Origin of the sequence: Streptococcus cristatus, from assembly GCF_003943505.1 — a bacterium.
Taxonomy (GTDB): Bacteria; Bacillota; Bacilli; order Lactobacillales; family Streptococcaceae; genus Streptococcus; species Streptococcus cristatus_E.
In genome coordinates, this window is sequence record NZ_RJPS01000014.1 from 1 (window position 1) to 13,100 (window position 13,100).

Here is a 13,100-nt window from a genome sequence, read left to right on the forward strand (position 1 = left end):
TGCTTCATCTTCGTTGAGCTTGAGTCAATCAGTTTCAACAAGCGCAAGTGCTTCAGCGTCACTGAGCTTGAGCCAGTCTGTCTCAGCAAGTGAATCAGCTTCAACCTCATTGAGCGGTAGTCAATCCGTCTCAGTGAGCAACAGTGCCTCAACGTCATTGAGCCTGAGTCAATCAGTCTCAGTAAGTGCAAGTGCTTCAGCGTCAATGAGCTTGAGCCAGTCAGTTTCAACAAGCGAGTCTGCTTCAGCATCAGTAAGCCTGAGCCAGTCAGTCTCAACAAGTGAATCAGCTTCAGCATCAGTAAGCTTGAGCCAATCAGTCTCAACAAGTGCAAGTGCTTCAGCATCAGAAAGCCTGAGCCAGTCTGTATCAACAAGTGAGTCAGCTTCAGCGTCCTTGAGCACCAGCCAGTCTGTTTCAGCAAGTGCAAGTGCTTCAGCATCAGTAAGCCTGAGCCAGTCAGTCTCAACAAGTGCTTCAGCATCAGTAAGCTTGAGTCAATCAGTTTCAGCAAGTGCAAGTGCTTCAGCATCAGAAAGCCTGAGCCAATCCGTCTCAACAAGTGAGTCAGCTTCAACCTCATTGAGCGGTAGTCAATCCGTCTCAGTGAGCAACAGTGCCTCAACGTCATTGAGCCTGAGTCAATCAGTCTCAACAAGCGCAAGTGCTTCAGCATCAGTAAGCTTGAGTCAATCAGTTTCAGCAAGTGAATCAGCTTCAACCTCAATGAGCGGTAGCCAATCCGTCTCATTAAGTAATAGTGCTTCAGCTTCGTTAAGCTTGAGTCAGTCAGTTTCATTGAGCAAGAGTGCCTCAGCATCGTTGAGTGGTAGTCAATCTATCTCATTAAGTAATAGTGCTTCAGCTTCGTTGAGCTTGAGCCAGTCTGTTTCAACAAGCACAAGCGCTTCAGCTTCGTTGAGCTTGAGTCAATCGGTTTCAACAAGTGCAAGTGCCTCAGCTTCGTTGAGCTTGAGTCAGTCAGTTTCATTGAGCAAGAGCGCTTCAGCATCACTGAGCTTGAGTCAGTCAGTTTCAGCAAGTACAAGCGCTTCAGCATCAGTAAGCTTGAGTCAATCAGTTTCAACAAGCGTAAGTATCTCAGCGTCAATGAGCTTGAGTCAATCCGTTTCAGCAAGTGCAAGTACTTCAGCGTCAATGAGCTTGAGTCAATCAGTTTCAACAAGTGAATCAGCTTCAGCATCAGTAAGCTTGAGCCAATCCGTCTCAACAAGTGAATCAGCTTCAACGTCCTTGAGCACCAGCCAGTCTGTATCAGTAAGTGCAAGTGCTTCAGCCTCAGTAAGCCTGAGCCAGTCAGTTTCAACAAGTGAATCAGCTTCAACCTCATTGAGCGGTAGTCAATCCGTCTCAGTGAGCAACAGTGCCTCAACTTCATTGAGCCTGAGTCAATCCGTCTCAGTGAGCAACAGTGCCTCAACGTCATTGAGCCTGAGTCAATCAGTCTCAACAAGCGCAAGTGCTTCAGCCTCAGTAAGCTTGAGTCAATCAGTTTCAGCAAGTGCAAGTGCTTCAACGTCCTTGAGCACCAGCCAGTCTGTTTCAACAAGCACAAGCGCTTCAGCGTCAATGAGCTTGAGTGAATCAGTTTCAGCAAGTGAATCAGCTTCAACGTCCTTGAGCACAAGTCAGTCTGTATCAACAAGCACGAGCGCTTCAGCGTCAATGAGCTTGAGTCAGTCAGTCTCAGCAAGTACAAGCGCTTCAGCCTCAGTAAGCTTGAGCCAGTCAGTTTCAACAAGCGAGTCAGCTTCAACCTCATTGAGCGGTAGCCAATCCGTCTCAGTGAGCAACAGTGCCTCAACTTCATTGAGCCTGAGTCAATCAGTCTCAGTAAGTGCAAGTGCTTCAGCGTCAATGAGCTTGAGTCAATCAGTTTCAGCAAGTGAATCAGCTTCAACGTCCTTGAGCACAAGTCAGTCTGTATCAACAAGCACGAGCGCTTCAGCGTCAATGAGCTTGAGTCAGTCAGTCTCAGCAAGTACAAGCGCTTCAGCATCAGTAAGTCTGAGCCAGTCAGTCTCAGCAAGTGAATCAGCTTCAACGTCATTGAGCTTGAGTCAATCAGTTTCAGCAAGTACAAGCGCTTCAGCATCAGTAAGTCTGAGCCAGTCAGTCTCAGCAAGTGAATCAGCTTCAACGTCATTGAGCTTGAGTCAATCAGTTTCAGCAAGTACAAGCGCTTCAGCCTCAGTAAGCTTGAGCCAATCAGTCTCAACAAGTGCAAGTGCTTCAGCATCAGAAAGCCTGAGCCAGTCTGTATCAACAAGTGTAAGTACTTCAGTATCAGTAAGTCTGAGCCAGTCAGTTTCAGCAAGTGAGTCAGCTTCAGCGTCCTTGAGTACCAGCCTCAGTGCCTCACACAGTGCTTCAGACTCAACAAGCATCAGCTTGAGCACAAGTCTAAGTGCATCAATCAGTGCAAGCGACTCAGCCAGCACGAGCCTCAGTGCCTCAATTAGTGCTTCAGATTCATCAAGCACGAGCCTGAGCACAAGTCTAAGTGCCTCAATTAGCGCTTCAGATTCATCAAGCACAAGCTTGAGTACCAGCCTCAGTGCCTCAATTAGCGCTTCAGATTCAGCAAGTACAAGTTTGAGTACGAGCCAAAGTGCTTCAATCAGTGCCTCAGATTCAGCAAGTATAAGTTTGAGCACCAGCCACAGTGCTTCAATCAGTGAGTCTGACTCAACAAGTACAAGTTTGAGCACAAGCCTAAGTGCTTCAATCTCAGCAAGCGAGAGTGCATCATCTTCTGTAAGCAGTAGCCAATCAGCCTCAGCGAGCGAGAGCGCTTCAGTATCATTGAGCGCTAGCGCGTCTGCTTTGGCAAGTGAAAATGATTTGGCATCGCTGAGCGTAAGCGAATCTCTATCAGCAAGCGCAAGCTTAAGCACCAGCGTATCGGCTTCAGTCAGTGCGTCAGAGTCAGCAAGCGCAAGTGTAAGTACGTCTACATCACTTAGCGATAGCCTTTCAAGCAGCTTGAGTACAAGTGTGTCACAGGAGTCAAACTCATTCAGCTATAGCATGGGTGATCCAACCAGCGAGTCTAAGCCAGAGTTTAACCTGCCAAGCTACCTTACATCTGTAAGTGCAAGTACTTCAGCTTCTGTAAGTGATAGTCAGTCTATCTCTACCTCATTGAGTACAAGTACAAGCATTTCAGGATCAATCAGTGCCAGTCATGCTATTGCTGACGATTCACTTTCAGCAAGTGCCTACTTGAGCATGAGTGTCTCTGCTTCATTGAGCACATCAGCAAGTGTGTCACTGAGTGATAGCGCAAGCATTTCAGCTAGTCTGTCTGAAAGTGCGTCTGTATCTAGTGCTACAAATCATTCTCAAGCACCTAAGCCACAGCCTGCACAACCAGGACAGGTCAAAGTTACTCCAAATGCTAAAGCTTTACCAAATACAGGAACTGCCAATAATCCATTAGCAGCGCTTGGATTAGGAATAGCAACGTTGGCATCAGCCTTTCTCAAGAACAAAAAGAAGAAAGAATCAGCATCTGATGTCAATTTGGAAGACTAATCTTAAAACCCGGCTAAAATGATGACAACATTTTAGTGATGGAAAGCAAATCCCAGATAGTCATAGGCTATCTGGGATTTTTAAGCTTTGTACATGTAGAATTGAGTTGGGCTAAGATAAACTGAGATAATTTCTATTCTTTAAGCCTGAGCCTATAAAGTGGTGAACCAAGCTAAATATTTTGAAATTTAGCTCTTCCTGCTTGTCTTTTCTTGTAGTGAGCGGGCCTTGTCACTTGCTCTGGTTTGCTCTTGAGTGTGATAAGAATAAAAGTTTCAAAATGAGCAAAAATAATTCGATTCTTTTTCAGAAAAGGCTTGTGAGATTAGGCTGGATGTTTTAAAATAGTATAGGAGATTATCCGCTATTTATTTTTCGGAGGAAAAGAAATGTCCATTAATTGGCAAGAAATTATATTTAGCTTTTTAGGAGGCTTGGGGCTGTTCCTGTATAGTATTCGTATGATGGGTGACGGCTTGCAGCAGGCAGCGGGAGACCGCCTGCGCTATTTCATTGATAAATACACGAGCAATCCTTTTTTAGGTGTGCTAGTTGGGATTGGGATGACAGCCCTGATCCAGTCTAGTTCAGGTGTGACAGTGATCACAGTTGGTCTGGTGAGTGCGGGACTGTTGACCCTGCGTCAGGCTATCGGGATTGTCATGGGGGCCAATATTGGTACGACCGTGACCTCCTTCATCATTGGTTTTAAGTTGGGTGATTATGCCCTGCCCTTGCTCTTTGTAGGTGCGGTTTGCCTCTTCTTCACTAAGAATCGCTCAGTGAACAATGTCGGGCGTATCCTCTTTGGTGTCGGTGGCATCTTTTTCGCCCTCAATCTCATGAGTGGAGCCATGGAGCCTCTCAAAGACTTGCAAGTCTTTCGAGATTACATGGTTCAGCTGAGTAAAAATCCAGTCTTGGGTGTCTTTGTCGGAACTGGCTTGACCCTACTCATTCAAGCATCTTCGGCGACCATTGGGATTCTGCAAAATCTCTATGCTAGCAATCTCATTGACCTGCAAGGAGCTTTACCAGTTCTCTTTGGTGACAATATCGGAACGACGATTACAGCGATTATTGCTTCCTTGGGGGCTAATATCGCAGCCAAGCGTGTTGCTGGAGCCCATGTGGCCTTTAACGTGGTGGGAACAGTCATCTGTATGCTCTTCCTGCTACCTTTCACATCACTGATTCAGTGGTTTGAGACAGCCTTGCATTTGTCACCAGAAATGACTATTGCCTTTGCCCACGGAACCTTTAATATTACCAATACCATTATCCAGTTTCCTTTTATTGGCTTTTTAGCATATTTGGTTACTAAGTTGATTCCGGGTGAAGATGAAACTGTTAAATACGAATCTCTCTACCTAGATACGATTTTGATCGACCAAGCGCCGTCACTGGCTTTGGGAAATGCCAAAAAGGAACTCCTTCACTTGGGTGGCTACGCTGCTAAATCTTTCGAATTGGCTTATGATTATATCGTGAACTACGAAGAAAAATCTGCCGAAAAGGGTCATAAGACAGAGGAAGCCATCAATGCTATTGATGATGAATTGACGCGCTACCTGATTGTCCTATCTGGTCAGCAGCTCAATCCAAAAGAGAGTGAAGTCTTGACCAGCATTCTGGACTCTAGTCGTGATTTGGAGAGAATTGGTGACCACTCAGAAGCTTTGCTGAATTTGACAGACTACTTGCACCGCAAGAAGGTGGAATTTTCACCAGCTGCCTTGGAAGAGTTGGAACATATTTATCAATTGACCTTGGACTTTATCAAAGAAGCTTTGCATTCTGTGGAAACAAATAATGTGGACTTGGCCAATAGTTTGGAGGCCAAACATGCGGAGATTGACAAGCTAGAACGCAGCCTGCGCAAGACCCACATTGCTCGTCTCAACAAGGGAGAATGTACGCCTCAAGCTGGGGTCAACTTCATCGATATCATTTCCCACTATACCAGAGTTGCTGACCATGCCATGAATTTGGCTGAGAAAGTACAAATGGAACAAATTTAAAACAGGAGGCTGGGACAAAAGTCCTAGCCTCTCAATTGTCTTTGGATTGTCGAGCAAGACGCAGTGGTTGAGTGGGCTCTACTAGGCTGATTTCATCAGCTTTTACAGCCCTACTCAACTGTGCGGAGGTGGGACGACGAAATCGAATTCTAACGAATTACCGATTTCTGTCCCACTCTCTTTTCTTGATTTAAATAATATAATAAATTTTTCTAAAAAAGAGGTATAGACCATTTACAAATAAAATAGAAAGCGTTATAATAGAGTCAATAGAAATAGAACAAGAGGAGGCAGTCAAATGCCTAAATATATAAAAGCCGATCAGTTCTTCTATCCTCAAGGAATTCGCAAGGGTGGATTTTTGGAAGTGATTGATGGAAAATTTGGAAAATTAGTAGAGGAAGTCCCTGCGGATGCGGAAGTGGTGGATTACACAGGCTACTCTGTCGCACCGGGTCTGGTGGATACCCATATCCATGGTTTTGGTGGGATCGATGTCATGGACAATAACATCGAAGGTACCCTCCATACCATGAGTGAAGGGCTTTTGACGACTGGGGTGACCAGTTTCCTGCCGACCACGCTGACATCATCTTACGAGCAACTCTTAGCTGTGACGGAAAATATCGGTGCGCGCTATCAAGAAGCAAGTGGTGCCAAGATTCGCGGTCTCTACTTTGAAGGGCCTTACTTCACTGAAAAGTACAAGGGTGCCCAAAACCCGGCCTACATGAAGGATCCTCGTATGGATGAATTTCGTGCTTGGCAAAAGGCAGCCAATGGTCTGCTCAATAAGATCGCTCTGGCACCAGAGCGTGAGGGAGTGGAAGAATTTGTCCGCACCATCACTGATGAAGGTGTGACAGTTGCTCTGGGGCATTCTAACGCAACCTATGATGAAGCCAAGACTGCGGTCGAAGCAGGAGCTAGTGTCTGGGTGCATGCCTACAATGGTATGCGGGGCCTGACCCACCGTGAGCTAGGTATGGTTGGGGCTATGTACGAGCTGCCTCACACTTACGCAGAGTTGATTTGTGATGGTCACCACGTAGATCCTAAGGCCTGTGATATTTTGCTTAAGCAAAAGGGCCATGAACATGTAGCCCTCATCACAGACTGTATGACTGCAGGTGGGCTGGAAGACGGCGACTATATGCTGGGAGAATTTCCAGTGGTGGTAGCCAATGGTACAGCTCGTCTCAAATCGACTGGTAACTTGGCAGGATCAATCCTGCAGCTCAAAGACGGCCTGAAAAATGTGGTTGAGTGGGGCATTGCAAATCCTCACCAAGCAGTCATGATGGCCAGTCTCATCCCAGCAAAATCCGTCCACATTGACGATGTTTGTGGCCAGATCAAGGAAGGCTACGATGCCGACTTTATCGTTCTGGACAAGGATTTGGAGCTGGTTGCTACTTATCTGGATGGTGAAAAGCGCTTTGAAGCTACATCCAGTGTTCTTTAATTGAGTCTCCTTATATTTTTAGAAAGGATGGGGGAACCTGTCCTTTTTTAATGTGGAATTACTGACTTTTCTCTAGGATTGGCTAGAGGGACTTGTACAAAGCTAGGAATGATTGACGCAATTAGAAAGTCTCTGAGATATTTTTCTTAACAGATGGTAAGGCTTTCTCAATGAAAGAGAAGATGTTATAATAGGTTTATCATAGATGAGGAGGACAGGATGAAAAAGATTGATTATAGATTTATGGGAATGGGTTTGGTATTCCTCTTCTTTGGATTGCTACTGCATCGTTTCTTGATGTTTATTGCTGGGCTGGCCTTTATCATTTACAGCTTTTTCAGCCGAGGTATGGCTCCAACTAAGGAAAATATCTTTAAGCCAAAATTGTCCAAAAGAAAGAAAAAATAAGGAGAACAGATATGCAAAATTATACCCTTAACAATGGTGTCAAGATTCCAGTCTTGGGCTTTGGTACTTGGAAGGCTCAGGACGGAGAAGAGGCTTATCAGGCAGTCTTAGCCGCTCTGAAGGCTGGCTATCGCCACATTGATACGGCAGCTATCTATAAGAATGAGGAGAGTGTCGGTCGAGCAATTAAAGACAGCGGCATTCCGCGTGAGGAGCTCTTCATCACAACTAAGCTCTGGAATAGCAAGCATACCTATGAAGCGGCCTTGGAAGCCTTTGACAGCTCCATGGAGCGGTTGGGGCTGGATTATCTGGATCTCTACCTCATCCACTGGCCCAATCCTAAGCCTTTACGAGAAGATGGAGCTTGGCAAAAGCGCAATGCAGAAGTTTGGCGGGCTATGGAAGACCTCTACCAAGCTGGTAAGATCCGAGCGATCGGCGTCAGCAATTTCCTGCCTCATCACCTAGAGGCTCTGCTGGAAACAGCGCGTGTCACTCCAGCCGTCAACCAAATCCGCCTAGCGCCAGGTGTCTATCAGACAGAGGCAGTGGACTTCTGCCGTGCCCATGATATCCTACTTGAAGCTTGGGGACCATTTGGCCAAGGCGAACTCTTCCAAAATTCAGCTGTGCAGGCGATAGCAGATAAGTATGGCAAGACCATTGCCCAAATTGCTCTCGCTTGGAGCTTACAAGAAGGCTTTCTACCCCTGCCTAAGTCAGTCACTCCGAGCCGGATTACTAGCAATCTAGACTGCTTTGACATTGAACTGAGTCCAGCTGATCTAGAAATTCTTAAAAATATCAGCGGTTTGGAAGGCGGGGCACCTAATCCAGATGGGATGGATTTTTAAGCGATAGATGGACATCTTTTTAATTGAAATCAAGCTACTTTATCTGTTAGTTATGAGTATGTAATGATGTTTTGTGGCAACCTAGGCCTCGAACGCTCTTTTCATTTCTATTTAATAAGATCCATCGCCCCTCGCTTATTTGTCGTCAAAAACAAGTGCCAGATGAGGGTCTCTCAAGAGACTATAGTTTCTTGAAAAGAAGAATTAGTTTTTATAGGTTCTTTTGAAGATTATAAGGGTATTGCTATTGCAGTTATACCGAATCGGAAGTTATGATTTTTTATCATAGGTTTAAAACAAAAGTATTGATAAAATATGGTTACAAAGCATAGTTGTCTATTTCGCTAGCCTTGCTAATCTTATTAGTTCTCACAAAGATAAAAACTGTCCTCATTGGCACCAATAAGGGCGCTATTTTCGAATTATATAAACGAGTCCCTTTTGAATATTTCAAAGGGGACTTGCCAGTGTTTGATAACTTAAAAGTATTTACTTTCGATAGCTTTTGAGTTATAATAAATTCGAAAAGAGGATGCTTTGTGCACACTATTTATTTTTATAAAGATAAACATGGGAATCAACCAGTTTTGGACTATATGAAGGAGCTGGCTAGTCTCAATAGCAAGGATAGTCGGATCAAACTCAACAAGCTCAATGACTATATCGAGCTCTTGAGTCAACAGGGAACTCGTGCCGGTGAGCCCTACATCAAGCATCTAGAGGCAGAGATTTGGGAGTTAAGGCCCTTACGGGATCGGGTTTTGTTTGTGGCTTGGATAGATGGAAGCTTTGTCTTACTGCACCATTTTGTCAAAAAGACGCAGAAGACACCTAGACGGGAAATTGAGAAAGCCAAACGAGAGTTGCAAGATTTGAAAGAAAGAGGGCTAAAAGATGAAGAATAGTGCCATCGGTAGTAATTGGAAAGAAGCAAGAGCAGAGCTTTTCACCAAGGAAGAAATCCTAGAAAGTGATCTGCGGGTAGCGATTATGACAGAGCTGATCGAGGCCAGGCATGAAAAAGGCATTAGCCAAAAGAAGCTTGAAGAACTCAGTGGGGTCAGTCAACCTGTCATCGCTCGAATGGAGACAGGAAAGACCAACCCTCAATTGGATACGGTATTGAAAGTATTAGCAAGCCTTGGCAAGACCCTAGTCGTCGTCCCACTAGAGCAAGAAAAAGCTTAATAGAAAATAAGAAATAAATATTAGAGAAACAAATCAAACTTACCAGAGGCTTTGACCAATCCCTGCCATAGAGCCAGCTTAGATGCACTCTGATAAAAACCACACCCCAATCGTTAGATTTTATGTCTAACTTTTGGGGTGTGGTTTTTTATTACAATCTGTTTTATGTATCAATACAATTTCAAATCACGAGAATCAACTGGGAAGCTTGGGTTGTATGGGTTGTGACGTAGTTTGAAGTGTTTGACATCTTCGATGGTCTGAGTCCCAGATAGTTGCATGACGGTTTTCAATTCGGCATTTAGGTGCTCAAAGACTTGGCGAACACCAACGCTACCACCGAGAGCCAAGCCATAAATAACAGGTCGTCCAATGGCTACCAAGTCTGCTCCTGAAGCCAAGGCTTTAAAGACATGTTGGCCACGGCGAATACCAGAGTCAAAGACAATCGGTACACGTTTATCAACTGCTTCAGCAACTTCTTGAAGGGAGTCAAAGGCAGCTGGTCCACCGTCGATTTGGCGGCCACCGTGGTTGGTTACCCAGATTCCAGAAGCACCTGCGGCAAGCGAACGTTCGACATCTTCACGGCATTGAGGGCCTTTGACATACACAGGGAGCCCTGAGTATTCAGCGATAAACTCGACATCTCGTGGAGACAGGCGTTGTTTGGCTGATTTGTAGACAAAGTCCATGGACTTACCAGCACCTTCTGGCAAGTATTCTTCAACAATCGGCATGCCAACTGGGAAGACAAAACCATTACGCTTATCAACTTCACGATTGCCCCCTACAGTCGCATCCGCAGTTAAGACAATGGCTGTGTAGCCTTCTGCCTTGACACGATCCATGATATGGCGGTTAATCCCGTCATCTTTACTGAAGTAAAATTGGAACCAGTGCGGTGTTCCTTGGAGGGCTTCCGTAATTTCTGGAAGATCAACTGTGGAATAGGAGCTGGTCGTATACAGAGAGCCAAACTCGTGTACACCACGCGCAGTAGCGACTTCCCCTTGCTCATTTGCTAATTTATGGGCTGCAACAGGCGCCATGATAATCGGTGAAGACAACTTTTCTCCAGCAAATTCAATCTCAGTGCTTGGATTTTCCACATCACAGAGCGTATGAGGAACGATAAGTTTATGGTTAAAGGCTCGAATGTTCTCGCGCAAGGTGAAAGTGTCCTCAGCTCCACTTGCAATATAGCCAAAAGCAGCTTTAGGAATGACTTGCTGCGCCATAGGCTCCAGATCATAGGTATTGATAAAATCCACAGGGCCTTCGGCATTGCTTGTTTTGTATGACATAAAATGTCCTCCTTGATAAAAGTAAACGTTTACTTTTTTGATTTACAGGAACATCTTAACTCTTTTTCATGTCATTTTCAAAAATTTTGTCTGGAAGTTTCAGATTGCAATAGAGACGATAAATATTTTTTATCATTGTGATAGAAAATACATATTATCCAAACATATCTTTTAGTGCTACAATAGCTGTATTATTCCTAGATGGGAGGTTCTCTTTTGGATTGGTCCATTGTTGAACAATATCTACCATTATATCAAAAGGCATTTTTTCTAACTCTGCATATCGCAGTTTGGGGCATTTTGGGAGCTTTTCTAGTTGGTTTACTTGTTAGTATCATCCGGCATTATCGCATCCCTGTTTTGGCACAGCTAGCCATAGCTTATATTGAATTGTCGCGAAATACGCCCCTTTTGATCCAACTCTTCTTTCTCTACTTCGGGCTTCCTCGGATTGGGATTGTCCTTTCCTCTGAGGTCTGCGCCACCCTTGGTCTTATCTTTTTGGGAGGCTCTTATATGGCAGAATCCTTCCGAAGCGGGCTAGAAGCAGTTAGTCAAACCCAGCATGAGATTGGCTTAGCGATCGGTCTGACACCCGTTCAAGTTTTTCGCTACGTAGTCTTGCCGCAAGCCACAGCAGTGGCTCTGCCGTCCTTCAGTGCTAATGTGATTTTCTTGATCAAGGAAACCTCTGTCTTCTCTGCGGTTGCTCTAGCCGACCTCATGTACGTTGCCAAGGACTTGATTGGGCTTTACTATGAGATAGACATTGCACTGGCTATGTTGGTAGTAGCCTATCTTATCATGCTCCTGCCTATATCATTGCTCTTTAGTTGGATAGAAAGGAGGCTCCGCCATGCAGGATTCGGGAATACAAGTACTCTTTCAGGGAAATAATCTCTTGCGGATCTTACAGGGATTGGGAGTCACGATTGGTATTTCAATCCTTTCTGTCCTCTTGTCTATGATTTTCGGTACGGTCATGGGAATCATCATGACCTCTCATTCTAGAGTCATTCGTTTCTTGACACGTTTTTATCTAGAATTTATCCGTATCATGCCCCAGCTGGTGCTACTCTTCATCGTTTACTTTGGTTTGGCTCGAAACTTTAATATCAACATTTCTGGGGAAACTTCCGCTGTTATCGTTTTTACCCTTTGGGGAACGGCTGAAATGGGGGATTTAGTTCGTGGAGCCATCACTTCCCTTCCTAAACATCAGTTTGAAAGCGGACAGGCGCTGGGCTTAACGAATTTCCAACTTTACTACCACATCATCATCCCGCAGGTCTTGAGAAGACTGCTTCCGCAGGCCATCAATCTCGTTACTCGAATGATTAAAACGACTTCTCTGGTTGTTTTGATTGGAGTCGTTGAAGTTACAAAGGTGGGACAGCAAATCATCGATAGCAATCGCTTGACCATTCCAACCGCATCCTTTTGGATTTATGGAACCATACTGGTCTTGTATTTTGCAGTTTGCTTCCCTATCTCTAAACTATCCACTCACTTAGAAAAACACTGGAGGAACTAAATGTCTGATACCATATTAGAAATCAAGGATCTAAAAAAATCCTTTGGAGACAATCCCATCCTCCAAGGACTTTCCCTAGAAATCAAAAAAGGGGAAGTAGTGGTTATTCTAGGACCATCTGGTTGTGGGAAAAGCACCCTCCTTCGCTGCCTCAATGGCTTAGAAACCATTCAGGGTGGAGATATTCTTCTGGATGGCCAGTCCATTATTGGAAACCAGAAAGACTTTCACTTGGTTCGTCAAAAGATTGGCATGGTCTTTCAAAGTTATGAACTCTTTCCCCATCTGGATGTCCTGCAAAATCTTATCCTAGGTCCTGTCAAGGCACAAGGGCGAGATAAGAAAGAGGTGACGGAAGAAGCCCTGCGGTTACTTGAACGTGTCGGCTTGCTCGACAAACAACACAGCTTCGCTCGCCAATTGTCTGGTGGACAGAAGCAACGGGTAGCTATCGTCCGTGCCCTGCTCATGCATCCAGAAATTATCCTTTTTGACGAGGTGACGGCCTCACTGGATCCTGAAATGGTGCGTGAGGTCCTCGAACTCATCAATGATCTAGCCCAAGAAGGTCGCACCATGATCTTGGTGACCCACGAAATGCAGTTTGCCCAAGCCATTGCAGATCGGATTATCTTCCTCGACCAAGGGAAAATCGCTGAAGAAGGAACGGCTCATTCTTTCTTTACCAATCCACAAACCAAACGAGCACAAGAATTTTTAAACGTTTTTGACTTCAGCCAATTTGGCTCATATTTATAAAG

General features: G+C 44.9%; 11 protein-coding genes. 10 read left to right on the forward strand and 1 reads right to left on the reverse strand.

Translation table 11 applies throughout. From position 1 onward, the window contains the following. The 7 genes from D8792_RS11755 to relB form a co-directional block, all read left to right on the forward strand. On the forward strand, positions 1–3,559 hold a 3,559-nt coding region (locus D8792_RS11755; RefSeq protein WP_185758442.1), incomplete at its 5' end, for an LPXTG cell wall anchor domain-containing protein. Between the two features lie 389 nt (positions 3,560–3,948). Next, positions 3,949–5,580, forward strand: coding sequence for a Na/Pi cotransporter family protein (locus D8792_RS09960; protein ID WP_125373889.1), 1,632 nt, complete (start codon positions 3,949–3,951; stop codon positions 5,578–5,580). A gap of 298 nt (positions 5,581–5,878) precedes the next feature. After that, entirely contained in the window at positions 5,879–7,045 is a 1,167-nt protein-coding gene (gene nagA, locus D8792_RS09970) for an N-acetylglucosamine-6-phosphate deacetylase (RefSeq protein ID WP_125373890.1), read from the forward strand. Between the two features lie 219 nt (positions 7,046–7,264). Continuing rightward, positions 7,265–7,453, forward strand: a complete 189-nt coding sequence (locus tag D8792_RS09975) for a hypothetical protein (protein ID WP_125373891.1) — start codon at positions 7,265–7,267, stop codon at positions 7,451–7,453. Positions 7,454–7,464: 11 nt separating this feature from the next. After that, a complete protein-coding gene (locus D8792_RS09980) occupies positions 7,465–8,310 on the forward strand; it encodes an aldo/keto reductase (RefSeq protein WP_125373892.1) in 846 nt (281 codons plus the stop codon). 539 nt (positions 8,311–8,849) lie between these two features. Then, on the forward strand, positions 8,850–9,215 hold the full coding sequence (locus D8792_RS09985; protein WP_125373893.1) for a type II toxin-antitoxin system RelE/ParE family toxin: 366 nt from the start codon (positions 8,850–8,852) through the stop codon (positions 9,213–9,215). Beyond that, the gene (gene relB, locus D8792_RS09990; protein WP_125373894.1) at positions 9,205–9,498 is read left to right on the forward strand and encodes a type II toxin-antitoxin system RelB family anti-toxin; all 294 of its coding nucleotides are present in this window, start codon (positions 9,205–9,207) and stop codon (positions 9,496–9,498) included. Before D8792_RS09985 ends, relB begins: the two co-directional genes overlap by 11 nt. Before the next feature lie 170 nt (positions 9,499–9,668). Here the strand turns inward: relB and lctO are convergent, their stop codons facing one another. Beyond that, positions 9,669–10,805 (reverse strand): L-lactate oxidase, encoded by a 1,137-nt coding sequence (gene lctO / locus D8792_RS09995; RefSeq protein WP_125373895.1) that lies wholly within the window; start codon positions 10,803–10,805, stop codon positions 9,669–9,671. A gap of 216 nt (positions 10,806–11,021) precedes the next feature. On the opposite strand from lctO, the gene D8792_RS10000 reads away from it, so the two are divergent. The 3 genes from D8792_RS10000 to D8792_RS10010 are packed head-to-tail and all read left to right on the forward strand — an operon-like array spanning position 11,022 to position 13,098. Continuing rightward, on the forward strand, positions 11,022–11,702 hold the full coding sequence (locus D8792_RS10000) for an amino acid ABC transporter permease (RefSeq protein ID WP_125373896.1): 681 nt from the start codon (positions 11,022–11,024) through the stop codon (positions 11,700–11,702). Further along, positions 11,662–12,339, forward strand: coding sequence for an amino acid ABC transporter permease (locus D8792_RS10005; RefSeq protein WP_125373897.1), 678 nt, complete (start codon positions 11,662–11,664; stop codon positions 12,337–12,339). The genes D8792_RS10000 and D8792_RS10005 overlap by 41 nt, the downstream gene beginning before the upstream one ends. Then, positions 12,340–13,098, forward strand: a complete 759-nt coding sequence (locus tag D8792_RS10010) for an amino acid ABC transporter ATP-binding protein (protein WP_125373898.1) — start codon at positions 12,340–12,342, stop codon at positions 13,096–13,098. Positions 13,099–13,100: the final 2 nt, after the last annotated feature.

Excerpts from the sequence above, each read along its gene's own strand:
- D8792_RS09960 (WP_125373889.1), top strand. The coding sequence starts at position 3,949 with ATGTCCATTAATTGGCAAGAAATTATATTTAGCTTTTTAGGAGGCTTG.
- nagA (WP_125373890.1), top strand. The coding sequence starts at position 5,879 with ATGCCTAAATATATAAAAGCCGATCAGTTCTTCTATCCTCAAGGAATT.
- D8792_RS09975 (WP_125373891.1), top strand. The coding sequence starts at position 7,265 with ATGAAAAAGATTGATTATAGATTTATGGGAATGGGTTTGGTATTCCTC.
- D8792_RS09980 (WP_125373892.1), top strand. The coding sequence starts at position 7,465 with ATGCAAAATTATACCCTTAACAATGGTGTCAAGATTCCAGTCTTGGGC.
- relB (WP_125373894.1), top strand. The coding sequence starts at position 9,205 with ATGAAGAATAGTGCCATCGGTAGTAATTGGAAAGAAGCAAGAGCAGAG.
- lctO (WP_125373895.1), bottom strand. The coding sequence starts at position 10,805 with ATGTCATACAAAACAAGCAATGCCGAAGGCCCTGTGGATTTTATCAAT.
- D8792_RS10005 (WP_125373897.1), top strand. The coding sequence starts at position 11,662 with ATGCAGGATTCGGGAATACAAGTACTCTTTCAGGGAAATAATCTCTTG.
- D8792_RS10010 (WP_125373898.1), top strand. The coding sequence starts at position 12,340 with ATGTCTGATACCATATTAGAAATCAAGGATCTAAAAAAATCCTTTGGA.